Origin of the sequence: Kribbella sp. NBC_00382, assembly GCF_036067295.1 — a bacterium.
Taxonomy (GTDB): Bacteria; Actinomycetota; Actinomycetes; order Propionibacteriales; family Kribbellaceae; genus Kribbella.
Genome location: NZ_CP107954.1, coordinates 5,168,665 through 5,190,738, shown reverse-complemented (window position 1 = coordinate 5,190,738; position 22,074 = coordinate 5,168,665). Strand labels below are relative to the sequence as shown.

The 22,074-nt window shown below is 68.2% G+C and carries 25 protein-coding genes; 6 read left to right on the top strand and 19 right to left on the bottom strand.

The genetic code is table 11. The features are described from left to right. From OHA70_RS24960 to leuA, 4 genes are all read right to left on the bottom strand, one after another. Nucleotides 1-123 carry a hypothetical protein gene (locus tag OHA70_RS24960; RefSeq protein ID WP_328321663.1) on the bottom strand — a complete coding sequence of 41 codons (123 nt, stop codon included), beginning with the start codon at nucleotides 121-123 and terminating at the stop codon, nucleotides 1-3. Next, entirely contained in the window at nucleotides 113-421 is a 309-nt protein-coding gene (locus OHA70_RS24955; protein ID WP_328321661.1) for an SAV_915 family protein, read from the bottom strand. The genes OHA70_RS24960 and OHA70_RS24955 overlap by 11 nt, the downstream gene beginning before the upstream one ends. Nucleotides 422-496: 75 nt before the next feature. Then, nucleotides 497-1,963, bottom strand: coding sequence for a GNAT family N-acetyltransferase (locus OHA70_RS24950; RefSeq protein WP_328321659.1), 1,467 nt, complete (start codon nucleotides 1,961-1,963; stop codon nucleotides 497-499). 40 nt (nucleotides 1,964-2,003) lie between these two features. After that, entirely contained in the window at nucleotides 2,004-3,722 is a 1,719-nt protein-coding gene (leuA, locus tag OHA70_RS24945) for a 2-isopropylmalate synthase (protein WP_328321657.1), read from the bottom strand. Between the two features lie 264 nt (nucleotides 3,723-3,986). Between leuA and OHA70_RS24940 the strand changes: the two genes are divergently transcribed. Next, nucleotides 3,987-4,385, top strand: coding sequence for a PPOX class F420-dependent oxidoreductase (locus OHA70_RS24940; protein WP_328321655.1), 399 nt, complete (start codon nucleotides 3,987-3,989; stop codon nucleotides 4,383-4,385). On the opposite strand, the gene OHA70_RS24935 is transcribed toward OHA70_RS24940, so the two are convergent. Next, nucleotides 4,351-5,316 (bottom strand): AraC family transcriptional regulator, encoded by a 966-nt coding sequence (locus tag OHA70_RS24935; RefSeq protein ID WP_328321653.1) that lies wholly within the window; start codon nucleotides 5,314-5,316, stop codon nucleotides 4,351-4,353. The genes OHA70_RS24940 and OHA70_RS24935 overlap by 35 nt on opposite strands. 55 nt (nucleotides 5,317-5,371) lie before the next feature. On the opposite strand from OHA70_RS24935, the gene OHA70_RS24930 reads away from it, so the two are divergent. Then, nucleotides 5,372-6,361 (top strand): oxidoreductase, encoded by a 990-nt coding sequence (locus OHA70_RS24930; protein ID WP_328321651.1) that lies wholly within the window; start codon nucleotides 5,372-5,374, stop codon nucleotides 6,359-6,361. A 41-nt stretch (nucleotides 6,362-6,402) separates the two neighbouring features. Further along, the gene (locus tag OHA70_RS24925) at nucleotides 6,403-7,392 is read left to right on the top strand and encodes a GNAT family N-acetyltransferase (RefSeq protein WP_328321649.1); all 990 of its coding nucleotides are present in this window, start codon (nucleotides 6,403-6,405) and stop codon (nucleotides 7,390-7,392) included. Here the strand turns inward: OHA70_RS24925 and OHA70_RS24920 are convergent. Then, on the bottom strand, nucleotides 7,352-8,287 hold the full coding sequence (locus OHA70_RS24920; protein ID WP_328321647.1) for a LysR family transcriptional regulator: 936 nt from the start codon (nucleotides 8,285-8,287) through the stop codon (nucleotides 7,352-7,354). The genes OHA70_RS24925 and OHA70_RS24920 overlap by 41 nt on opposite strands. Nucleotides 8,288-8,358: 71 nt before the next feature. On the opposite strand from OHA70_RS24920, the gene OHA70_RS24915 reads away from it, so the two are divergent. Beyond that, a complete protein-coding gene (locus OHA70_RS24915) occupies nucleotides 8,359-9,048 on the top strand; it encodes a nitroreductase family protein (protein WP_328321645.1) in 690 nt (229 codons plus the stop codon). On the opposite strand, the gene OHA70_RS24910 is transcribed toward OHA70_RS24915, so the two are convergent. The 7 genes from OHA70_RS24910 to OHA70_RS24880 all read right to left on the bottom strand — a co-directional run bounded on the left by OHA70_RS24910 (nucleotide 9,026) and on the right by OHA70_RS24880 (nucleotide 14,906). Continuing rightward, complete coding sequence (locus OHA70_RS24910; RefSeq protein ID WP_328321643.1) at nucleotides 9,026-9,706, bottom strand: GNAT family N-acetyltransferase; 681 nt, start codon at nucleotides 9,704-9,706, stop codon at nucleotides 9,026-9,028. The genes OHA70_RS24915 and OHA70_RS24910 overlap by 23 nt on opposite strands. Nucleotide 9,707: 1 nt before the next feature. Next, a complete protein-coding gene (gene era / locus OHA70_RS24905) occupies nucleotides 9,708-10,661 on the bottom strand; it encodes a GTPase Era (protein WP_328321641.1) in 954 nt (317 codons plus the stop codon). After that, the gene (locus tag OHA70_RS24900) at nucleotides 10,645-10,986 is read right to left on the bottom strand and encodes a cytidine deaminase (protein ID WP_328321639.1); all 342 of its coding nucleotides are present in this window, start codon (nucleotides 10,984-10,986) and stop codon (nucleotides 10,645-10,647) included. Before OHA70_RS24900 ends, era begins: the two co-directional genes overlap by 17 nt. Nucleotides 10,987-11,011: 25 nt before the next feature. After that, nucleotides 11,012-12,322 (bottom strand): hemolysin family protein, encoded by a 1,311-nt coding sequence (locus OHA70_RS24895; RefSeq protein WP_328321637.1) that lies wholly within the window; start codon nucleotides 12,320-12,322, stop codon nucleotides 11,012-11,014. Nucleotides 12,323-12,329: 7 nt separating this feature from the next. Beyond that, nucleotides 12,330-12,809 (bottom strand): rRNA maturation RNase YbeY, encoded by a 480-nt coding sequence (gene ybeY / locus OHA70_RS24890; protein WP_328321635.1) that lies wholly within the window; start codon nucleotides 12,807-12,809, stop codon nucleotides 12,330-12,332. After that, nucleotides 12,806-13,732 carry a PhoH family protein gene (locus tag OHA70_RS24885; protein WP_328335206.1) on the bottom strand — a complete coding sequence of 309 codons (927 nt, stop codon included), beginning with the start codon at nucleotides 13,730-13,732 and terminating at the stop codon, nucleotides 12,806-12,808. The genes ybeY and OHA70_RS24885 overlap by 4 nt, the downstream gene beginning before the upstream one ends. A gap of 214 nt (nucleotides 13,733-13,946) precedes the next feature. Beyond that, complete coding sequence (locus OHA70_RS24880; RefSeq protein WP_328321634.1) at nucleotides 13,947-14,906, bottom strand: hypothetical protein; 960 nt, start codon at nucleotides 14,904-14,906, stop codon at nucleotides 13,947-13,949. 125 nt (nucleotides 14,907-15,031) lie between these two features. Here OHA70_RS24880 and OHA70_RS24875 point away from each other — a divergent pair, with 125 nt between their 5' ends. Then, complete coding sequence (locus OHA70_RS24875; protein ID WP_328321632.1) at nucleotides 15,032-15,541, top strand: SigE family RNA polymerase sigma factor; 510 nt, start codon at nucleotides 15,032-15,034, stop codon at nucleotides 15,539-15,541. After that, nucleotides 15,538-16,656: a Gmad2 immunoglobulin-like domain-containing protein gene (locus tag OHA70_RS24870; protein WP_328321630.1), complete on the top strand. Its 1,119-nt coding sequence runs from the start codon at nucleotides 15,538-15,540 to the stop codon at nucleotides 16,654-16,656. Before OHA70_RS24875 ends, OHA70_RS24870 begins: the two co-directional genes overlap by 4 nt. Here the strand turns inward: OHA70_RS24870 and OHA70_RS24865 are convergent. The 6 genes from OHA70_RS24865 to OHA70_RS24840 form a co-directional block, all read right to left on the bottom strand. Continuing rightward, nucleotides 16,644-17,276 carry an SAM-dependent methyltransferase gene (locus OHA70_RS24865; protein ID WP_328321628.1) on the bottom strand — a complete coding sequence of 211 codons (633 nt, stop codon included), beginning with the start codon at nucleotides 17,274-17,276 and terminating at the stop codon, nucleotides 16,644-16,646. The two genes, OHA70_RS24870 and OHA70_RS24865, sit on opposite strands and share 13 nt — an antisense overlap. Nucleotides 17,277-17,282: 6 nt before the next feature. Next, nucleotides 17,283-17,999 carry a 16S rRNA (uracil(1498)-N(3))-methyltransferase gene (locus tag OHA70_RS24860; RefSeq protein WP_328321626.1) on the bottom strand — a complete coding sequence of 239 codons (717 nt, stop codon included), beginning with the start codon at nucleotides 17,997-17,999 and terminating at the stop codon, nucleotides 17,283-17,285. A 22-nt stretch (nucleotides 18,000-18,021) separates the two neighbouring features. Then, nucleotides 18,022-19,164 (bottom strand): molecular chaperone DnaJ, encoded by a 1,143-nt coding sequence (gene dnaJ, locus OHA70_RS24855; RefSeq protein WP_328321624.1) that lies wholly within the window; start codon nucleotides 19,162-19,164, stop codon nucleotides 18,022-18,024. Nucleotides 19,165-19,213: 49 nt separating this feature from the next. Next, nucleotides 19,214-20,233, bottom strand: coding sequence for a heat-inducible transcriptional repressor HrcA (gene hrcA, locus OHA70_RS24850; RefSeq protein WP_328335204.1), 1,020 nt, complete (start codon nucleotides 20,231-20,233; stop codon nucleotides 19,214-19,216). A 110-nt stretch (nucleotides 20,234-20,343) separates the two neighbouring features. Further along, entirely contained in the window at nucleotides 20,344-21,447 is a 1,104-nt protein-coding gene (locus OHA70_RS24845) for a Gfo/Idh/MocA family protein (RefSeq protein WP_328321622.1), read from the bottom strand. Continuing rightward, the gene (locus tag OHA70_RS24840) at nucleotides 21,432-22,073 is read right to left on the bottom strand and encodes a ThuA domain-containing protein (RefSeq protein WP_328321620.1); all 642 of its coding nucleotides are present in this window, start codon (nucleotides 22,071-22,073) and stop codon (nucleotides 21,432-21,434) included. Before OHA70_RS24840 ends, OHA70_RS24845 begins: the two co-directional genes overlap by 16 nt. Nucleotide 22,074 lies beyond the last annotated feature (1 nt).

Genomic DNA, 22,074 nt, shown 5'->3' with positions numbered 1-22,074 from the left:
TCAGCCGAGCCAGTAGAGCAAGGCGGCGAGGGCGCCGACCACCAGGATGACTCTGACAATCGCCAGGAACTCGGGATCGAACGGCTGCTTGTGTGGATGCGGGTCGTAGGGCTCAATCGCCATGGTGGCCCACCAGTTCCGGCGTACGGACTTGGGCGACGTCCGGGCCGACCAGTGCCGGGTCGAGCTGGATCACGCTGATCCCGAACGGCTCGAGCATCTCCCGCAGCGAACTCTCGTGCAACCGAACCCACTCCTGCCGTGGACCGGTTGCCGCCCGCAACAACTGGGCCGAACTGAACGCGATGCCCACCCGTACGCCGTCCGGCCGGCGCCCCCACTGCAACGCCGCGACATCCAGCGCCCCAGCAGTACGGGTAGGCACGAATAACGGAACAGGATCACCAGTCGATGTAGTCACAGCAACGACGCTAGATCGCCCGACCGCCCCGCACCCGCGTCCTCACACCCTTCACACACCTTCCCAACACAGCTCTCACAAGCCGATGAAAACCGGGCTCGCGGGAGGCCCGTCGGCACGAAGCCGAGCAAGCAAAAAGGGCAGGTTGCGCGGTGAGAGGAACTCCGGGCCGCGATGGTTCTGGATCTCCTCGAAGGTCCACCAGCGATGCCCGTGCACGTTCTCCGCCAGCATCTCCTCGACCGACATCGACCCCGCCGGAGTGAAGGAATCGGTACGCACCAGGAAGTAGTCGTTGATCACGCCGTCGAATCCCTGGGCATGACCGTCCGCAACGGTCACCTGATGCCACAGATGCGCCGCGTCGGCGGGCGGCTCGATGCCGATCTCCTCGGCCAGCTCCCGAGCCAGTGCCTGCGGCAACGACTCCCCCGGCTCGACCCCACCACCAGGCGCCGCCCACACCGCATGCCCATCGGCGAACTCGAAGCGCAGCAGGAGGATCCGATCCTCCGGATCCAGCACAACAGCGCGTGCGGCCGGTCGAAGAGTCGGCGCCGGGAGTTCCAGCTCGCATTCGACGTTCTTCTCGCGGGCGACGAAACCGAAGCGGGCGTTGACCTTCTGCATGGCACCGTTGGTCTCGGCGGTCCAGGTGTGCAGCCACTTCTGGGTGGTGAGGTGCTTGGCGAGTTGGTCGAGGTTGGCGGCCTTGAGGTGGGCGCCCAGGTTGTGGCCGCGGTCGGCGCGGAGTACGAGCGTGTCGAGTTGCTGGACGTTGTCGGGGTCGGTGAGCGGGAGGTACATCACCGTGTAGCCGGCCGGGCGGCCGTCGAGAGTGCGGGCCAGCACGACCAGGGCTTTGTAGCTCTTGGCGGTTCGTTCCTCGAGTGTGCGGAGCTCGTCGGTGGTCCAGAGCTTCGGCTCGCGGGTCATGCCGCCGATCGGTACGTCGCGGGCCATCGCGCTGCGCAGGTCGGCGTACACCGGGAGGTACTCCTCCGGGCACGGACCGGCCCAGGAGATCAGCTCGTACCCCTCCAGCGGCTCCAGTTGCACCTGGTGCTCATACGGAAGCGGTACTACGAGATGGTCCTCGACATGCTCGACCACGAACCCGAGCTTCGTGGCGAACAGCGACGCCGGCCAGGTCTCGGGCGTGAAGCCATCGGGGATGGCGAGCTCGATCTGGTAGATCGTCCGGCCGAGCGACGCGGCCTTCGACCTCGCCCAGCCCCACAGCGCGGTACCGATCCCCTGCCGCCGCTCAGCGGGCAGGACGTCGATCTCCACGATGACCGCGTCGAGGTCGTTCTTCAGGTAGTACTCGAAGAGCATCGCACCCACGACCCGCTCGCCGTCGTACGCCGCGACCGGGAGCCTGGTCTTGATCGGGTTCTCCGTGCGGAGCGAGTTCGCCGTCGCGTCGTGGCTGAACACGAGCGGCACCTCGCGATCGGCGACCGCGCCGGCTCGGAGTACGTCGTACCAGGCGTCGAAGGCCGCCTCGTCATGTGGGTCGACCTCGCGCACAGTGATCACGCCCAGAGCCAATCAGCTCCAGGCGTGATCCACCAGTGGATTAACGCGTTGCGCGGTTGATGGCGGAGACGACCGCCTTCAACGAGGCAGTGAGAATGTTGGCGTCCCGGCCGACACCCCAGTAGACCTCGTCGCCGACCTCGCACTCGACGTACGCCGCGGCCAGTGCGTCACCACCGGCCGAGAGCGCGTGCTCGTGGTAGTCCAGCACCCGTACGTCGTACTTCAGCGGCTTGATCGCGTCGACGAACGCCGACACCGGGCCGTTGCCCTCGCCGATCAGCTCGTGCGGGACACCGTTGGAGTAGACCTGCACGCGGAGGGCGTCGTTCTGACCCTCGCCCGACGTCGAGTTGACGGTCAGCAGCGACAGCTTGCCGGGCGCCAGGTACTCGGCCTCGAAGATGTCCCACATCTGCTTCGGGCCGACCTCGCCACCCTCGGCGTCGGTGTGCTGCTGGATCACCCGGCTGAACTCGATCTGCAGGCGGCGCGGCAGGTCGAGGCGGTGCTCCGACTTCATGATGTACGCGACGCCGCCCTTACCGGACTGCGAGTTGACCCGGATGACCGCCTCGTACGACCGGCCGACGTCCTTCGGGTCGATCGGCAGGTACGGCGCCTCCCAGTGGATCTGGCCGACCGGGATGCCCTCGGCCGCGGCCTGCTTGTCGAGCGCCTCCAGGCCCTTCTTGATCGCGTCCTGGTGCGAGCCGGAGAAGGCGGTGTAGACCAGGTCACCGGCGTACGGCTGGCGCTCGGGGACGCGCATCTGGGTGCAGTACTCGACCGTACGGCGGATCTCGTCGATGTCGGAGAAGTCGATCTGCGGGTCGATGCCCTGGCTGAACAGGTTCATCCCCAGCGTCACCAGGTCGACGTTGCCGGTCCGCTCGCCGTGGCCGAACAGGCAGCCCTCGACCCGGTCCGCACCAGCCATCAAAGCCAGCTCCGTGGCGGCCACCGCAGTACCGCGGTCGTTGTGCGGGTGCAGGCTGATCGTGCTGTGCTCACGCCGGGTCAGGTTGCGGCCGAACCACTCGATCTGGTCGGCGTACACGTTCGGCGTCGACATCTCGACGGTGGCCGGCAGGTTGAGGATGATCTCGCGACCCTCGGCCGGCTGCCAGACATCGCTGACCGCCTCGCACACCTCCAGCGCGAACTCGAGCTCGGTGCCGGTGAAGATCTCCGGGCTGTACTGGTAGCCGAACTCGCAGTCGCCCAGGATCTCGTCGGCGTACTTCATCACGGTCTCGGTGCCCCGTACTGCGATGTTGCGGCACTCGGCCTTGTCGACGTTGAACACCACCCGGCGGAACAGCGGCGCGGTCGCGTTGTACAGGTGGATGGTGGCCTTCGGCGACCCCTCCAGCGACTGCACGGTCCGCTCGATCAGCTCGTCGCGGGCCTGGGTCAGCACCGAGATGGTGACGTCGTCGGGGATCGCGTCGCCCTCGATCAGGCTGCGGACGAAGTCGAAGTCGTACTGGCTGGCGCTCGGGAAACCGACCTCGATCTCCTTGTAGCCCATCTTCACCAGCAGGTCGAACATCCGCCGCTTGCGGGCCGGCGACATCGGCTCGACCAGCGCCTGGTTGCCGTCGCGCAGATCGGTGGACAGCCAGCGCGGCGTCGCGTCGACCGACTTGGCCGGCCAGGTGCGATCCGGCAGCGCGATCGGCGGGAACGCGCTGTAGCGCCCGATGGGCATACCAGAGGACTGCTGAACGGGTTTGGGCTGATTCTTCGGTGCCATGATGCGGGGTCTCCTCGCGAGAGTGTCTACAGCTGGGTCAACGATCGACCGGCGCAGTGCCACAAAAAGAATGGCGAAACTCCGCGGCGAGGAAACCGGCCTACGTCAGGCCTCGCCGCGGCAGCGAAGGAGAAGAAGCTGGTGCCGCATGATGCCTGTGAGTCTATGCACAACCCCATCCAGAGGTCGAACCCGGGGTCTCGCACACCGAGACGGAGAGTGACGGTTGCGCTCAAGCTTGGTTGAATTTCTAAGCTTGGAAGTATGACCTCAGAGCTTCCCGGTAAGACCGGCCTCGGTGTGCTCGTCACGATCAAGCGCGATGGCCGCCCTCAGCTGTCCAACGTCACCTACCTGTACGACGGTGAGCGGATCCGTGTGTCGCTCACCGATGGGCGGGCGAAGACCAAGAACCTCCGCCGCGACCCACGGGCGAGCCTCTACGTGAATGGGCCCGGCGGTCGCTCGTACGTCGTACTGGAAGGCAAAGCCGAGCTGACTCCGGTCGCGGCCGACGAGCACGACGACACCGTCGAGCAGCTCGTCGCGTACTACCGCGAGGCGTCCGGTGAGCACCCCGATTGGGATGACTACCGGCGGGCGATGGTGGCGGACAAACGGCTGCTGTTCACGATGACCGTGGACCACTCGTACGGGATGTAGCCGCGTCGCGGTAGCGCTTCGGGGCCATTCCGTTGACCCGCTTGAAGGCGTTGCTGAAGGCGCTGTCGGAGGTGTAGCCGAGCGAGTGGGCCAGGGTGGACAGCGGCGTGTTCTCCTCGCGCAGGGCTCGCTCGGCGAGCCTCATCCGCCAGTTGGTCAGGTACGTCAGCGGCGGTACGCCGGCGACCGACCGGAACCGTTCTGCGAAGGTGGTCCGCGACATCGCCGACGCCTGCGCCAGCTCCTCCAACTGCCACGCCCGCCCCGGCTGCTCGTGCATCAGCCGGAGCGACGGGGCGATCCGCTCGTCGGCGATCGCCCGCAACCAGCCGACCGGCAGCGACTCGGCCTCGGTCAGACACGCGCGCAATGTCTCCACGAACAGCAGGTGCGCCACGTTGTCACCGGCCAGCCCGGCGCCGGGCAGCGCAGTCGTTGCCTCGTACAACAATCGGTCGAGCAACCAGCGAAAGGTCGCGGCCCGCTCGTCCGTCGCCCGCAACACGATCACCGGCGGCAGCGCACGCAGCAGCAGTTCCTCGCCGGTCCGGTTGACGCTCACATGCCCGCCGACGCCCACAACCCTAGGACCAGAACGATCCGCGGCTCCGCTACCGAAGCGAGCCATCGGACCATCGGTGGCACCGAAGGCAACGAGCGCATCTCCGAGCGGTACGTCCGCGTTGCCCTTCACGAATCCCCGCCGACCGTCGAACAGCACGACGTCGCCGGCCCGCAGCTCGATCCTGGGCTCGCCGTCCTCGAAGTCGATCCAGCAAGAACCCTCGACCAGCGCGCTGAACTTCAGCCGCTGCGACGCCGGATAGCGCAGGGCCCAGTCGCCGTACGCCTCGAACCCCCGCGACACGAAGCAATGCGCCTCGGTCAATGCCAGGGTCTGCGCCAGCGGATCCGCCGTACTATCGCGCAAGTATTCAGGACTCACAAGTATTCAGAGTACGGCTCCCCCGAACTAGCTTCAACGTATGAGCACACAGCAACCCATCGGATCCGGCTTCACCGCGGCCTCCACCGCGGCCGAGGTGGTCAAGGGCATCGACCTGACCGGCAAGACCGCGATCGTCACCGGCGGCTACTCCGGCCTCGGCAAGGAGACCGTCCGGGTCTTCCTCGCCGCCGGCGCCGAGGTCATCGTCCCGGCCCGCGACAAGAACCGGGCAAGCAAACAACTGGACGGCATCGACGGGGTGGTCGTCGACGAGCTGGACCTTCTCGACCCCGCCAGCATCGACGCCTTCGCCGATCGCCTCCTCGCCACCGGCCGTCCGCTCCACCTCCTGGTGAACAGCGCCGGGATCATGGCCGCTCCGCTGCGCCGCGACACCCGCGGCTTCGAGTCGCAGTTCGCCACCAACCACCTCGGCCATTTCCAGCTCACCACGCGTCTCCTGCCCGCGTTGCGCCAGGCCAATGGTGCCCGCGTCGTCGCGGTCTCGTCCCGCGGGCACCGGTACAGCGCGGTCGACTTCGACGACCCGAACTTCGAGCATCGCGAGTACGCCCCCTATTCGGCGTACGGGCAGTCGAAGACCGCGAACGTCCTGTTCGCGGTGGAGCTGGACGCCCGCGAGCGGGAGAACGGCATCCGCGCATTCGCCGTCCACCCCGGCAGCATCATGACCAACCTGGCCCAGAACGCCGATCGCGAGGTACTACGGCAGGGCGGGTTCCTGGATGACAACTACGAGCCGATCATCGACCCCAGCCGCGGCCTGAAGAACCCCGAGCAAGGTGCCGCGACCCAGGTCTGGTGCGCGACCAGCCCGCAGCTCGACGGATTCGGCGGTGTCTACTGCGAGGACATCGAGATCGCCAAGGTGCACAGCGGCGAGGAGCCGGACACCGAAGTACTGGCGTTGACGCCGGGCGCCTTCGGCGTGCTGCCCTACGCGATCGACCCCGACAACGCCCGGCGGCTCTGGAAGCTCAGCGAGGAAATTCTCCACCGCCCATAAATGATTCGCGGTGACCGCCTGCCAGCCCCCATTCTGAGGCCGTGGACATTACCCAGCTCTCCCCCGACGACGCATCCGGCTGCGCGGAGGCGGTGGCGTTACTGACCGCGACGCACGCCGTCGACTGCCCGGCGGCGATCGTATCGACGCCGCTCGGCTACCAGGCGCACCTCACCCACGGCTGGGACGGCGACCCGGGCAGCGTCTACCTGGCGCGCGACGAGCGCGGGTCGGTCGTCGGCCTGCTCGACTTCTTCGCACCGAACTACGACAACCTAAACCTCGTCTGGATCGAGGTCGAGGTCCATCCGGACCATCGCGGCCAGGGACTCGAGGACGAGCTGATCCGGTACGCCGAACAGCTGGCCCTCGGCCTCGACCGGCACTCGCTCGGCATCGCCGCCTGGGACCGGCCGGAGAAGGACGAACTCATCCGCCGCAACGGCTTCGAGCAGAAGGCCGTCGAGGTCAACCGCCGCCAGGACATCGCGAACCTGGACTGGGCGACGGTGCAGAAGCTGTACGACGAGGCAGTGCTCGCTGCGGCCGACTACGAGGTACTCCGGATCGTCGGCGCCCTCCCCGAGGACCTACTGGAGGGCATGGTCGCGGTCACCGCCTCGATCAACGACGCCCCCAAGGACGACCTCGACATGGAGGACGACGCGATCAGCCCCGAGCGGATCCGCAACTACGAGAAGGCCCGCGAGGGCCACAACGAGACCATGTACCGGGTGATCGCCCGCCACCGCGCGACCGGCGAACCGGCCGGCCACACGGTCGTCACGATCGAGCGCGAGCGCCCGCACATCGGCCACCAGAACGACACCGCGGTCTCCCGTGACCACCGCGGCCACCGGCTGGGCGCCCTGGTGAAGACCGCCATGCTGCTCTGGCTGCGCGAGGAAGAGCCGGCCCTCACCCAGATCGACACCTGGAACGCCGAGTCCAACAACCACATGATCGGCATCAACGAGCAGATGGGCTACTTCATCGTGGGTCGCGGGATCGACTACCAGAAGACGATCTGAACGCATCCCGGCAGTAAGCGAGGAACGCCTCACCCCGCCGGGTGAGGCGTCCCCCGCCGGCCCAGCCCATCACTACGGGAGTTGTCGGTACTCCGTCCGCCAGCGGCCGCGTCACCACCGGCAACCCCTCGTAACTCAGCTCGACCGCTGGCGTCTGCACGGCCAGCGAATAACCGATGCCCCGGGCAACCAACGCCCGCGCGAGCTCGAAGCTGCCGGCGCGATGGGTCGGCGCCATCTCCACCCCGGCCGCGTCGAAGACCGCCTGGAAATACCTCTCACTCGGCGGCACGTCCAGCAACACAAACGGCTCATCGGCGAGCTCGGCCAGCCGGATCAACCGCCGCCGCGCGAGCCGATGCCCACCGGGAAGCAGCACGGACGGCGCGCGATCATGCAGAACCACGCTGTCGATCCCTGGCAGCAAGTCCTGCTGGTAAAGGAATGCAAGCTCGCATCGGCCGTCGAGCAGCGCAGCCTGCAGGTCGGGCAGCGTACCTTCCAGGAAGTCGATCTCCACCCCTGGCTGAGCCTCGCGGAAGCCGGCGAGCGCCAACGGCAGGTGGAAGGGCGCGATCGGCGCATAGCAACCGATCGTGAGCCGCCCGTCGATCTCCTGACCAAGACTCCGTGCTCCGGCGCCCAGCTCCGACAGCGCAGCCAGTACCTTGCGTCCGTCGGCCACCACCCGCTGTCCGGCCGGGGTCAATCGGGTACCTCGCCGCGCGCCCCGGAGTACGAGGGTGACGTCGAGCGCGCGCTCCAACTCACCCACCGCGAGCGACACCGCCGACTGCGAGACATGGCACCGCGCGGCGGCGGCCGTGATGCCGCCGGTCTCGGCGATGGCGATCAGGTACTCCAATTGACGCGGCGAGACGTTCGGGAGTGCCATGAGGAAAGCATATGGGTCGACCTAGTTTCTCAAGCTGGACTCATCCCAAAACCTCTAGCTACGGTCAAGAGGTGAGCCGTAACCATCAGCATCCCTTCATCCCCTACACACCGCCCAGAGTCCCGATCCACGAAGGGCTGCGGCGCGGCGCAGACTTCCGGGACGAGTTGGAGGCCAGACGATCAGTGCGATGGTTCTCGGACGAGCCGGTGCCGTTGGAGGCGATCGAGCTTGCGGTCGCCGCGGCCAACACGGCGCCGAGCGGCGCGCACTACCAGCCGTGGACGTTCGTCGCGACCGACGACCCGGAGATCAAGCGCAGTGTGCGGCTGGCCGCCGAAGAGGAGGAGCGCAAGTTCTACCTCGAGCGTGAGCTACCCGAGTGGCACGATGCGCTCGCCCGGCTGGAGACCGACGAGCACAAGGAGTTCCTCGAGGTCGCGCCCTGGCTCGTGGTGGCCTTCGCCCAGAAGCACACGCCGCTGGACGACGGCAGTCTGCGCAAGAACTACTACGTCTCGGAGAGCGTCGGGATCGCCTGCGGGTTCTTCATCGCCGCGCTGCACCGGATGGGTCTCGCGACGCTCACCCATACGCCGAACCCGATGGCCTTCCTCAGCAAGGTCTTCGACCGCCCGCGCACCGAGCGGCCGTACATCATCTTCCCGGTCGGCTACCCAGCGACCGACTGCGAGGTCCCCGACCTCGACCGCAAGCCATTGAGCGAGGCGTTGCTGGTCAGACCGGCTCGACGATCGTGACCGACATCCGGTTGCTGACGCTGAAGCCCAGCTTCTCGTAGAGCCGGATCGCGGTCGCATTCGTCGCACCGGTATGCAGGAACGGCCGCTCGCCCGCCTGCTCGATGCCGGCGGCAACAGCCCGGACCAGCCGGCTGCCGAGCCCCTGACCCCGGTACGCCGGGTGGGTGCAGACTGCACTGATCTCGATGTAGCCCGGCAGGTGGTAGCGCTCGCCGGCCATCGCGATCAGCTCGCCGTCGCGCCGCAGGCCGAGGTACCGGCCGCACTCGATCGTGCGGGGCCGGAACGGACCCGGGTCGGTCAGCGCGACCAACGCGACCATCTCGGGCACATCGTCCGGGCCGAGCAGCACCGCTTCCGGATCCTCGACACCGAACGAGTCCGGGGCGACGAACTGCACCAGGCCGAACTTCTGGACCAGCTTGAAGCTGTCGGGCAACGGCCGATCGGGGCCTTTGAAGGCGACCGTGTTGCCGACGCCGACCAGCTCGGCGGCGTCCGCCCAGTCCTGCTCGGTCGGCTCGTCGGGCAGCCCGAGGAAGGGCGCGACCTCGGGCTGGTACCGGCGGACCCGGCCGCGGCTCACCGCCAGTCGGGCGTGCGGGCCGTTCAGTGCGTAGTACGCGGGGTTCTTCAGCACCTCGGCCGGCCCCACGTCAGAACCCGAGTTTCCGCAGGTGCTTGGCGTCGGTCTGCCAGTTCTTGGCGATCTTCACGTGCAGGTCGAGGTAGACCGGCGTACCGAGCAGGGCCTCGATCTGGCGGCGGGCGTTGGCGCCGACGTCGCGCAGCCGGGCACCCTTGTGACCGATCACGATGCCCTTCTGGCTGTCCCGCTCGAGGAAGATGTTGGCGTAGATGTCGAGCAGCGGCTTGTCGTCCGGGCGGCCCTCGCGCAGCCCCATCTCGTCGATGGTGACGGCGATCGAGTGCGGCAGCTCGTCCCGGACGCCTTCGAGCGCGGCCTCGCGGATCAGCTCGCCGACCAGGATCTCCTCCGGCTCGTCCGTGACGTCGCCGTCCGGGTAGAGCGGCTGGCCGACCGGCAGGAACTTCACCAGCTCGTCGGCGACGGTCTCGACCTGGTACCCCGAGGTCGCCGATACCGGTACGACGGAGGCCCACTCGATCCCGACCGACTCGCCCAGCGTCTGGATCTCGGACAGGTGCTCAATCATCCGCTCGGGCGAGACCAGGTCGGCCTTGGTCGCCAGCGCCACCTTCGGCGTCTTCGCGACCTTGGCGGCCTCGGCGACCAGGAACCGGTCACCGGGGCCGATCTTGTCGCTGGCCGGCAGGCAGATGCCGATCACGTCGACCTCGGCCCAGGTGGTCTTGACGATGTCGTTCAGCCGCTCGCCGAGCAGCGTCCGCGGCTTGTGCAGGCCGGGGGTGTCGACCAGGATCAGCTGGGCGTCAACGCGGTGCACGATGCCGCGGACGGCGTGCCGGGTGGTCTGCGGCTTCGACGAGGTGATCACGATCTTCTGCCCGACCAGGGCGTTCGTGAGCGTCGACTTGCCCGCGTTCGGCCGGCCGACGAAGCAGGCGAAACCGGACTTGAACTCAGCGACCGTGCTTTCGGTCGAGTTCTCAGGTGTGGACGACATCACGAACCTCTCCGTTGCCATTGGCAACGACTACCGGAAGGGCGGCACCGCCGAAGTAGCGGACCACCTCGACATCGACCTCAGCGGGCTCGTGGTCGGTGACCACGGCGGCTGCCTCGATGCCTTTGACCCCTGACGATACGGCCATCGCCACCGCGAGCTGCAATGCGCTCAGCAGCACGGTGTCCAGCTGGACCGTGCAGGCGGCGTACGTCCGCCCGTCGGTGTCCCGTACGGCGGCGCCTTCGGTGGCGCGGGTACGGGCCCGGGCGGCGCGCGCCAGGGTGACCAGTTTGGCGTCCTCGGCCGTGAGGTCGGCAGACAAAGATGGCTCCAGGTGATCGATGGGGTCAGGCGTTCTGATGGCTGCTGTCCTGCGGCTGGTCGGCCGGCAGTCCGCGCCGGACCAGCACAGTACCGACCTGGTTGCGCCGGCCGGACGGCCGTTCCGCGGTGAGGGAGAGTCCGAGCCCCTCGATCTCGACCTGGGCACCCGGGATCGGCACCTTGCCGAGCAGCTTGGCCATCAGGCCGCCGACGGTGTCCACGTCGTCATCGTCCAGCGGTACGCCGAACAGGTCGCCGAGCTCGTCGATCGGGTACCGGCTGGAGACCCGGTAGGCGCCGTCGGACAGCGCCTGCACCGCCTCGGGGGCTTCGTCGTACTCGTCGGTGATCTCGCCGACGATCTCCTCGAGGATGTCCTCGATGGTGACCAGGCCGGCGGTACCGCCGTACTCGTCGACGACGATCGCCACGTGCATCCGGGCCGCCTGCATCTCGCGCAGCAGCTGGTCGACCGGCTTGGAGTCCGGGATGTACATGCACGGCCGCATCACCGACTCGACCCGCTCGGTCGACTCGGCGGACGCATTGTCGTAGACGCGGCGCATCACGTCCTTGAGGTAGACGACGCCGAGGATGTCGTCGAGCGACTCACCGATCACCGGGATCCGGGAGTAGCCGCTGCGCAGCGCGAGCGAGGTGAGCTGGCGCAGCTTCTTGTGCCGCTCGATGTAGACCATGTCGGTCCGCGGCACCATCACCTCGCGGACGATGGTGTCGCCGAGCTCGAAGACGGAGTGGATCATCTGCCGCTCGGTCTTCTCGATCACCGACGACTTCTCGGCCAGGTCGACCAGCGCACGCAGCTCCGCCTCGGTCGCGAACGGGCCTTCGGCGAAGCCCTTGCCCGGGGTGAGCGCGTTGCCGATCAGGATCAGCAGCTTCGGCAACGGTCCGAGCACCCGGGTCAGCGCCATGATCGGGCCGGCCGAGACCATCGCGAACCGGTCCGAGTGCTGCCGGCCCAGCGTGCGTGGCGCGACACCGATGATCACGTACGAGACCAGCACCATCAGTACCGCCGTGATCAGGATGTGCTCCCAGGTCACGGTGAAGATGTTGGACAGCGCCTGGGTGACCAGGACGATCGCGGTGATCTCGCAGATCAGCCGGATCAGCAGCAGCGAGTTCAGGTACCGGGGGGCGTCCGAGAGCAGGTTGCGCAGCTTCACCGCGCGCAGGTTGCCCTGCTCGACCTGCTCGTTGGCGCGCACCTTCGAGTACGCCGAGAAGGCCGCCTCCGCACCCGCGAACAACCCGGCCAGCAAAACGAGCACCGCAGCCACAACCAGCAGAACGCCGTCGTGGGAACTCATCGGAACTTCACTCCTGACCGAGCCTGTTTCCTGGTGCTCGCCATGCTTCCAGCAGCCGGCCCTGGACGTCCCACATCTCCGCCTTCTCGGCGGGTTCCGCGTGGTCGTAGCCGAGCAGGTGCAGGATGCCGTGCACGGTCAGCAGCTCCAGCTCGGCCCAGGTGCCGTGGCCGGCCTTCGCGCCCTGGGCGGCGGCGACCGTCGGGCACAGCGCGATGTCGCCGAGATGCCCGAGCGGCAGGTCGGCGTCATCGGTGCTGTCCCCGCCGGGGCGCAGCTCGTCCATCGGCCACGACATCACGTCGGTCGGGCCCGGCAGGTCCAGGAACTCCACGTGGTACCGCGCCATCGTGTCCTCGTCGACCAGCTTGATCGACAGCTCACACTCGGGGTGCAGCCGCAGCGACGACATCACGAAACGGCTCAGCCGCATCAGTCCGTGTGCGTCGATCTCGACGCCGGACTCGTTGTTGACCTCTACGTTCATCGGTGGTTGTCAGCGCTGCCTTCGTAGTTCTCGTAAGCCGACACGATCCGGCCGACCAGCTTGTGCCGGACCACGTCGTGCGACGTCAGCCGGCAGAACGTCAGGTCCTGGACGCCCTCCAGGATGTCCTGCACGACCCGCAGCCCGGAGCTCGTCCCGCTCGGCAGGTCGACCTGGGTGACGTCGCCGGTGACGACCATCTTGGAGCCGAACCCGAGGCGGGTGAGGAACATCTTCATCTGCTCGGGCGAGGTGTTCTGCGCCTCGTCCAGGATGATGTAGGCGTCGTTCAGGGTCCGGCCGCGCATGTACGCCAGCGGCGCGATCTCGATCGTGCCGGCCGTCATCAGCCGCGGGATCGAGTCCGGGTCGAGCATGTCGTGCAGCGCGTCGTACAGCGGCCGCAGGTACGGGTCGATCTTCTCCGACAGCGTGCCGGGCAGGAAGCCCAGCCGCTCGCCGGCCTCGACGGCCGGCCGGGTCAGGATGATCCGGTTGACCTCCTTGGCCTGCAGCGCCTGGACCGCCTTGGCGACGGCCAGGTAGGTCTTGCCGGTACCGGCCGGGCCGATCCCGAAGACGATCGTGTTCTTGTCGATCGCGTCGACGTAGCGCTTCTGGTTCAGCGTCTTCGGCCGGATCGTCCGGCCGCGGCTGGACAGGATGTTCTGGGTCAGCACGTCGGCGGGGCTCTCGGCCGTCTCGGCCTTGATCATCGCGATGCTGCGCTCGACCGAGTCGGCGGTCAGCCCGTGACCGGTCCGGACCACGGCGATCAGCTCGTCGATCAGCCGCTCGGTCAGGGCCAGCTCGGCCGGCTCGCCGGTCATCGTGATCTCGTTGCCGCGGACCAGGATGTCGGCGTCGAACTCCTTCTCGATGATCCGGAGGAACTCGTCACTGGCGCCGATCAGGGCCACCATGTCGATGCTGTTCGGCACGATGATCTTGTGGGACGCCTTGTGACTCTCGCCAGCACCGTGGCCGGCGCCTGCCGCGCTGCTGCCAGCGCGCGCCGCATCTGGGTGCGACGGCTCGATACTGCGTGGCCTGGACAGCCTGTTCCTCCTGATGACGATGGTGTGACCTACCCATGCTAGCGGCCCCGCCCGACAGCCTCACCCGATAAAACCCTGATCAGTCCCTGCCGACATCCTGACCAGGCGTTTTGTCCCGTACTACGCCCCGCCCCGCCGCACCCAGGGAGCTGGCTGCCGCGCTACCGGCCGCCGCTGTGGGTGCCGTGACGGCGCGGAGCCGTTTCAGCTCGTCGGAGGGCAACTGGGGTCGTGCGGGTGCGCCGCCGTGCTCGAGGGTGACCCGGCGGTCGCGCTCGGTGGCCCATTCGGGGGTCGGCGACAGGCTGACCTCGACACCGGCGGCCGACGGGGTCAGCAATGGATCCATCGCCGCGCGGATACCGGCCTGGAACTGCTCGGGGCTCTTGTCGCGGTTGAGGTGGTACGCGCGCAGCATCCGGTAGTTCGCCTCGACGGCGGCGCGGACCGTACCGGACTCCGCCGGTGGCTTGTCGAACTCGTCCGAGTGGGTGTTGCGATTCTTGTTCAGCCCGACCGCATGCCCGGGATCGAACACGTGCAGGGTCGTGATCGGCGCGTTCGGCTCGCCGTCGTAGACGGCGTCCTCGCGCCAGGCATGCGCCCCGCTGTAGCTGTCCTGCAACGCATGGGAGGCAGCGCCCAACCGGATCATTTCCTGGTCGGCGGAGCCGTGCGCCGCCGCCAGATTCTCGGCGATGTACTCCCGGATCAGCGCCAGGTTCTCCGGCCCGCTCAACGCCGGATCGGCCATCGCATGCTCGCGCTGCGCCGCTCCGTTCACCCACGCCGAATGGACCGTCTTGCCCGGCCCGGCGTACGGAACGGTCAGCCCGGTGTTGGCGAAGTTCCTGATCAGCCCGGCGCCGTATACCCGGTCCTTGAGCGCCTGCGCCTTGTCCAGTGCCCGCGCGTACTCGGCCCGGCTGAGGCCCATGATCCGGCCGTCGGGCCCGGACAGGTGGGCGTACAACCGGCTCACCGCCGCCGTGGTGACCTCGCTGTGGCCGTGCCAGTGTCCGTCGCCGTGCTGCTTCATCCGTCCTCCCAGGCAAGCCGTGCGATCAGGGTCTCACCAGTTGGGGGCGGTGGCGTTGTCAACCTGGAACCCGACCTTCGCGTCTCTGTTGTGTGGCACAACCGGCCGTGGTGTTCGATGAGTGCGTGACGCATGAGTCCTCGTGGGATGCAGACGAGGCGTTGACGGCTGTCTACACGGCGCATTACACGTCGTTGGTCCGCCTCGGCGCCCTACTGCTGCGCGACACCGGTTCGGCGGAGGAGATCGTGCAGGACGCCTTCGTGGCGATGCACGGGCGCTGGAACCGGCTCCGCGACCCGCACAAGGCGCTGGCCTACCTGCGGACCGCAGTGGTCAACCGCTGCCGCTCGCGGCAACGGCACCTGGTGGTCGTCGACAAGCACCTGCCCAAGTCCCTGCCGGACGAACCGAGCGCGGAGCAGGCCGCCCTGCGTACCGCCGAGACCGATCGGGTGATCGAGGCGATGCGCAGCCTGCCCGAGAAGCAACGCACCGTCATGGTGCTGCGGTACTACGGTGACCTGTCCGAGGCGGAGATCGCCGACACGATGGGGATCAGCCGCGGATCCGTGAAGAGCCACGCCGCGCGGGCGACCAAGTCGCTGCGCCAGGTCCTGGAGCAAAGCGCATGAACAACCACGGGGAAGACCCTTTCGACGAGCTGATGCGGCGAAGTCTGGCCGAGGAGGCCGACCGGATCGAGCCCACCGACAGCTTGCACGAGATCCAGGCCCGGGTCCGGACCCAGCGCGCACCGGTCAGCCGGCGCCCCTGGGTCATCACCGCGGGCGCGGCAGTGCTCGGTACGGCGGCGGCGATCGGCGCGTTCGCAGTACTGAACGACAACACCAAGACGGCCGACCAGCCCAGCATCGCCGGCGGCCCGGACACCACCAACAGCGCCTCGGCCGACCCGAGCACCGCACCCACGCTGCCTGCCTCCTCCAAGCCCGCCCCCACCAAGGCAGCCACCCTGGCGCCGACCGTCGCCCCGTCGGACAAGCCTCGGGCGCGCCAGGAGCCTGAGGTCAAGCAGAAGGCCGTGCCGATCTACTGGCTCGGCAAGGTCGTCGGCAACACCAACGGCCCGGACTACCGCCTGTACCGCACCTGGCAGTCGATCAACGGCCGCCCGGCCGAGGAAGCCCTCCGGCTGATGACCATGTCGAAGGTCGCCGGCGACCCCGACTACACCTCGCCCTGGGACGGCGCCGCGGTCAACTCGGTCCGCTACACCGACGACCTGATCACGGTCGACTTCAAGCAACTCCCGACCGCCACCCTGGAACCCGACGTCGCCGACATGGCCGCCCAGCAGCTCGTCTACACCGTTCAAGGCGTGCTCCGTCAGTCCAGCACGCCGGTCCAGATCACCGAGGACGGCCGCTCCCCGGCCAAGCTGTTCGGCGTCGTCGACACCACCGAGCCGCTCAACCGCGCGCAGGCCCTCAACGTCCAGGCGATGGTCTGGATCGAGACCCCGGCGAACAACCAGACGGTCAAGCAATCCTTCAAGGTCACCGGCACCGCCGCGGCGTACGAAGCACAGGTGGACTGGCAGGCCACCAACCTGAAGACCAAGGAAATCGTGAAGAACTACGCCAAGACCGCCGAGGGCCAGAAGTTCTCCCCCTACGTCTTCGTTCCCAAGCTCGGCTCAGGCGAATGGCTGATCGAGGTCTACCTGACCTCCCCCGAGGACGGGCGCATCACCGATACCGACTCGAAGACGATCTACGTCAAGTAGGACGTGAAGGTGAAGAGGCGCTCGGGTGCGGCTGGGGCCGTCGGACCGAGGTAGCGGTTGGTGCCGACGGACCAGGCGACGCCGTCCGGGGCATCGAAGGCGAGCTCTTCGAAGCCCGCTTCGGTGAACCAGGCCCGGATGTCCTGGCGGATGTCGGGGGCGTGGCGGCCTCGGGTCCAGATGACTGTGGCGCCTGGGGTGCAGAAGGCGGGGAGGGCGCGGACTGTGGCCTCGGTGTCGGCGGGGGTGATGTTGCCGAAGACGCCGCAGAAGAGGACCAGATCGGCCGGTACTGCGCCCGCGTAGCTCTCGCTTGCTCCGGCGTCGGCCTCTACGACCTCGATGCCGGTGAGGCCGTTCGCTGCGGCGGCGGTGCGGGCCGTTTCGGCCAGGCGCGGGTCCAGCTCGACCAGGCGGCCTGTTACCCGGTCGCGTGTGGGGTAGGTGGCGAGGACCTCGATCAGGTCGCGGCCCTGGCCGGCGCAGGCGCTGATCACGCGGATCGGGCCGTCGGAGTGCGCGTCCAGGTGGGTGCGGATGGACCGTTGGACCGAACGGAGGCGGCCGCTCAGGTCAGAGGACTCGTCGTCGTAGTCCTGGTGCCATTCGAGCCAGTCCATGACCGATCAACTCCAGCGGGAGCGGGCGAGTAGGGCGGCTGCGGCTGCGACGCCGGCTGTCGAAGTACGGAGCACTGTGTCGCCGAGGCGGACCGGGGTCGCCGCGAATGCCTCCAACTCGGCGGGGGCAATGCCGCCTTCCGGGCCGACGACGATGACGATGTCGCCAGCCGTGGGCAGCTCCAGGGAAGCCATCGGAGTGGTGGCTTCTTCGTGGAGTACTACGGACAGGGCCGCGTCCGCCAGGAGTTTGGCCACCTCGGGGGTGGACGCGATGGGGGCCACCTCGCAGAACCAGGAGCGGCGGGACTGTTTGCTGGACTCGAAGGCCCAGGACTGCCATTTCGTCAGCGTCTTGGCGACCCGCTCGGGGTTGGCGCGGAACTGGCTGCGATCCGCGTTCCACGGGACGATCAGGTCGACCCCGACCTCGGTGAGCATCTCGACCGCGAGCTCGGCCCGCTCCCCCTTCGGCAGCGCCTGTACTACGACCAGCCGCGGGCTCGACGGCTCGACCTCACCACGCTGGTCGACCGCAACGGTGAGCCCGGTCTTGGAGGCAGCCGTGACGGCACCCTCGGCGAACGAGCCCCGGCCGTCGGTCAGCCGGATTCGCTCGCCCCGGCCGATTCGGCGTACGACAGCCGCGTGACGACCCTCGGCCCCGTCTAGTACCAGCTCGGGGCCGTCCAGGTCAGGCAGGTAGAAGACCGCGAGTCCCATCGCCCGGCAGCCTAAGTCGTTTTCAATGCGCGCCGAAGGCGTCGCGCAGGCGCCCGAAGACACCCTTGTGCGCCGCCTGGACATGACCCTGCGGCCGCTCCTCGCCCCGTGCTGCCGCGATCTGCTGCAGCAACGCCTTCTGCGCGTCGTCCAGCTTGGTCGGCGTCTCGACGATCACCTGCACGATCAGGTCACCGCGCCCCGCGTGCCGCAACCTCGGTACGCCGCGAGCGGTCAGCGTCATCGCCGTCCCGGACTGCGTGCCCGCCCGGATCTCCAGCGGGGTCGTCTCGCCCTCGAGCGTCGGCAGGTCGATCGTCGTACCGAGCGCCGCGGCCGTCATCGGCAGCGTCACCGTGCAGTGCAGGTCGTCACCGCTGCGGGTGAAGATCTCGTGCTGCTCGACCTCGATCTCGACGTACAGGTCGCCGGCGGGGCCGCCACCAGGGCCGACCTCGCCCTGGCCGGTCAGCTGCACCCGGGTCCCGCTGTCGACGCCACCGGGGATCTTGACGGTGACGGTACGACGCGAGCGGACCCGGCCGTCGCCGGCGCACTCGACGCACGGGTTCGGGATGGTCGTACCGAAGCCGCGGCAGTTCGGGCACGGCCGCATGGTCCGGACCTCGCCGAGGAACGAGCGCTGGGTGTGGGTGACCTCGCCGCGACCGTGGCAGATCTCGCAGGTGACCGGCTCGGAGCCAGCAGCAGCGCCGGAGCCAGAGCAGGTCGGGCACAGTACGGCCGTGTCGACCTTCAGCTCACGCGTCGTGCCGAAGGCCGCCTCGGCCAGATCGATCCGCAGCGGGATCAGGGCGTCCTGGCCCCGCCGGGTGCGTGGCCGCGGCCCGCGGGTCGCCCCGCCGGTCTGGCCGAAGAAGGCGTCCATGATGTCGGTGAAGGTGAACGCCTGGCCGAAGCCGGCGCCCCCGGCCGCGCCGGGACCGCTCGCGAACGGGTCACCACCGAGATCGTGGACCTGCTTCTTCTGCGGGTCGCTGAGCACCTGGAAGGCGCGGCCGATCTCCTGGAACTTGTGGTGCGCGTCCTCGGAGTCGTTCACGTCCGGGTGGTACTGGCGGGCCAGCTTGCGGTAGGCCTTCTTGATCTCGTCCTGTGTCGCGTCGCGACTGACGCCCAGGACGGCGTAGTAATCGGTGCTCATACTCCAGACCACTTGGTAGGCAGTGTTCGGTGAGTTCTTTCGTGGTGCTTCACGAGTCGGCCAGGATCTGGCTGACGTAGCGCGCGACGGCGCGGACTGCGCCCATCGTGCTCGGATAGTCCATGTGGGTCGGGCCGACGATGCCGAGAGTGGCCAGCGCCTCCGACTTGGAGCCGTAGCCGGTGGCGACGACCGAGGTGGTGGCAAGTCCTTCGTACGGGTTCTCGTGGCCGATCCGGACCGTCAGCGTCTGCGGGCTGGTTGCCTCGCCGAGCAGCTTGAGCAGGATCACGTGCTCCTCGAGCGCCTCCAGCACCGGCTTCACGTTGCGCTCGAAGTCGTCGCCGTAGCGGGTCAGGTTGGCCGCGCCGCCGACCGCGATGCGCTGCTCACCCTCGACCGTGAAGGCCTCGAGCAGACTGGTCACGATGGCGGCCACCAGCGGCCGGTCCGTCGGCGCGAAGGTCTCGGTGACGCTGGCCAGCGAGGTCGCCGCGTCGGTCAGCCGCTGGCCGGTCAGCGCCGTGTTCAGCCGGGAGCGCAGGTCGGCGATCAGTTGCTCGTCGACGTCGTCGTGGGTCTCGACGATCCGCTGCTCGACCCGGCCGGTACTGGTGATCAGCACCAGCAGCAGCCGCCGCGGCGTCATCGTGACCACCTCGACGTGCCGCACGCTCGACCGGCTCAGGGTCGGGTACTGCACGATCGCGACCTGCCGGGTGATCTGCGCGAGCAGCCGGACGGTACGCCGGACTACGTCGTCCAGGTCGACCGCGCCGACCAGGAAGGACGAGATCGCCTTCTTCTCGGCCGGCGACAGCGACTTGACCGTGCTCAGCTTGTCAACGAACAGCCGGTAGCCGGCATCGGTCGGGATCCGGCCCGCGCTGGTGTGCGGCTGGGTGATGTACCCCTCCTCCTCCAGCGCGGCCATGTCGTTGCGGACCGTCGCCGGGGAGACGCCGAGATTGTGCCGGTCGACGAGCGTCTTCGAGCCGACCGGCTCGTGGGTGGCCACGTAGTCCTCGACGATGGCCCGGAGCACGTCCAGTTTGCGGTCGTCCAGCACGCGCACCACCCCTCTCACGTCGGCCCCTCGGGTTGGCACTCCCGAGATTCGAGTGCCAGTCTACCGAGCCACCGCAGCACCTACCGACGCGTAACGGCGTGGGGCAGGTCTCAGGCGGATTCCGGGGACGCTCCCAAAGGTACGGCGGCAGGCCGCTCGACCGTACTCGCCACGTCCACCGACTGGTCCTGAACTGCCGACTCGAGCAGCGACTCCATCACGTCGAGCACGTGGTAGGCCAGTACTCCGTTGGCCCGGTGCGGCTCGTCGTTGCGCAATGCGCGAGCCATGTCGGCCACACCGACGCCGCGGCCGGCACCGGCGTACCCACCGGCTACAGGGAGTGCCGTCCAGTCACGGTTGGTGGCAGTGGCGATCTCCACCGTGCCGTCGAAGCCGTTGGGGTCCGGTACGGACAGACTGCCCTCGGTGCCGTAGATCTCGATCCGTGGCAGCCGCGCGGCCCACACGTCGAAGCTCATCAGGACAGTGGTGAGCGCACCCGACTCGTGCTCCAGTACGCCGGTCACATGCGTCGGTACGTCGACAGGGAACGCCTCCCCCGCCCGCGGCCCGGTATGGACCTTGCGCTCCTCCTGCGAGCGACCAGCGCGACCCGTGACTCGCTTCACCGGCCCAAGCAGCGTGACGAGGCTGGTGATGTAATACGGGCCCATGTCGAGCAGTGGGCCGCCACCTGGTTGGTAGTAGAACTCGGGAGCCGGGTGCCACAACTCATGGCCGGGCGTGACGAAGTAAGCCGTCGCAGCCGTCGGTACGCCGATGTCGCCACGGTCGAGCGCGACGCGGGCAGTCTGCGTGCCGGTGCCGAGCACTGTGTCGGGGGCGCAGCCGATGCGGAGGTTGTTGGCCGCTGCGAGCTTGAGCAGGGGCTCTGCCTCGGCACGGTCGACGGCCAGGGGCTTCTCGCCGTACACGTGCTTGCCGGCCTGCAGCGCAGCCTGGTGGACCGGGGCGTGCGCGGCCGGGATGGTCAGGTTGAGGACGATGTCGACCTCGGGGTCGGCGAACAGGTCCTCGGACGTCAGCGCGCGGATGCCCGGGTTCTGGTCGGCGATCGTCTGCGCCCTGGAGAGGTCGAGGTCCGCGACGGCCACCACCTGTACGCCGGGCAGCTTGGCGAGGTGCTCGAGGTAAGTACCGCTGATGACACCGGTGCCGACGATGCCGACCTTGCTCACTTGCTCGCCCACAGCAGGCCCCTCTCGATGATCGTGCGGACCTCTGGCGTGTCGAGGTCGGCGACGGTGTGGCCCGGCGTGCAGACGAAGACCTTGCCCTCGCCCCAGGTGCGGGTCCAGACGGCCGGCATCGTCGCGCCGTCGATCCACGGGAAGTCCGGGTGCGCCCGGAAGGTGGTGGTGGCGAGCACGTTGTTGGTGGGGTCGGCGTGCACGTAGTACTGCTCGGTGCGCAGGTCGAAGTGCGTCAGACCCTCGACGATCGGGTCGTCATTGACGATCTCGATCCGGTGGTCGACCGCTCCGCCGGGGTGCGAGACGAACTGGCCGCCGGTGATGAAGCTGTAGTCGCTGTTGCTGCGGAACGAGTCGATGATGCCGCCGTGCCAGCCGGCCAGGCCGGTGCCGGCCCGGACCGCGGTCTCCAGGCCCTTGACCTGCTCGGCGGTGATCTCGCTCATGGTGATGCACTGCAGCACCAGATCGACACCGGCCAGGTCGAGGTAGCTCTCGGTGGTGTCCGAGACCGTCACCTCGAAGTCGTTCTCCTTCAGGAAGGGGATGAACAGCTCAGTCGCCTCGACCGGGACATGCCCTTCCCAGCCGCCCCGGACCACCAGTGCCCGTCGTGTCGTCACG

What these genes read in the sequence shown, in the direction of transcription:
- dnaJ (WP_328321624.1), bottom strand. Translation starts at nt 19,164, where the DNA reads ATGAGCACCGATTACTACGCCGTCCTGGGCGTCAGTCGCGACGCGACA.
- ybeY (WP_328321635.1), bottom strand. Translation starts at nt 12,809, where the DNA reads ATGAACGTAGAGGTCAACAACGAGTCCGGCGTCGAGATCGACGCACAC.
- leuA (WP_328321657.1), bottom strand. Translation starts at nt 3,722, where the DNA reads ATGGCACCGAAGAATCAGCCCAAACCCGTTCAGCAGTCCTCTGGTATG.
- OHA70_RS24920 (WP_328321647.1), bottom strand. Translation starts at nt 8,287, where the DNA reads ATGGCACTCCCGAACGTCTCGCCGCGTCAATTGGAGTACCTGATCGCC.
- OHA70_RS24940 (WP_328321655.1), top strand. Translation starts at nt 3,987, where the DNA reads ATGACCTCAGAGCTTCCCGGTAAGACCGGCCTCGGTGTGCTCGTCACG.
- OHA70_RS24895 (WP_328321637.1), bottom strand. Translation starts at nt 12,322, where the DNA reads ATGAGTTCCCACGACGGCGTTCTGCTGGTTGTGGCTGCGGTGCTCGTT.
- OHA70_RS24865 (WP_328321628.1), bottom strand. Translation starts at nt 17,276, where the DNA reads ATGGACTGGCTCGAATGGCACCAGGACTACGACGACGAGTCCTCTGAC.
- OHA70_RS24930 (WP_328321651.1), top strand. Translation starts at nt 5,372, where the DNA reads ATGAGCACACAGCAACCCATCGGATCCGGCTTCACCGCGGCCTCCACC.
- OHA70_RS24880 (WP_328321634.1), bottom strand. Translation starts at nt 14,906, where the DNA reads ATGAAGCAGCACGGCGACGGACACTGGCACGGCCACAGCGAGGTCACC.
- OHA70_RS24860 (WP_328321626.1), bottom strand. Translation starts at nt 17,999, where the DNA reads ATGGGACTCGCGGTCTTCTACCTGCCTGACCTGGACGGCCCCGAGCTG.
- OHA70_RS24870 (WP_328321630.1), top strand. Translation starts at nt 15,538, where the DNA reads ATGAACAACCACGGGGAAGACCCTTTCGACGAGCTGATGCGGCGAAGT.
- OHA70_RS24885 (WP_328335206.1), bottom strand. Translation starts at nt 13,732, where the DNA reads ATGGTGGCCCTGATCGGCGCCAGTGACGAGTTCCTCCGGATCATCGAG.
- era (WP_328321641.1), bottom strand. Translation starts at nt 10,661, where the DNA reads ATGTCGTCCACACCTGAGAACTCGACCGAAAGCACGGTCGCTGAGTTC.
- OHA70_RS24960 (WP_328321663.1), bottom strand. Translation starts at nt 123, where the DNA reads ATGGCGATTGAGCCCTACGACCCGCATCCACACAAGCAGCCGTTCGAT.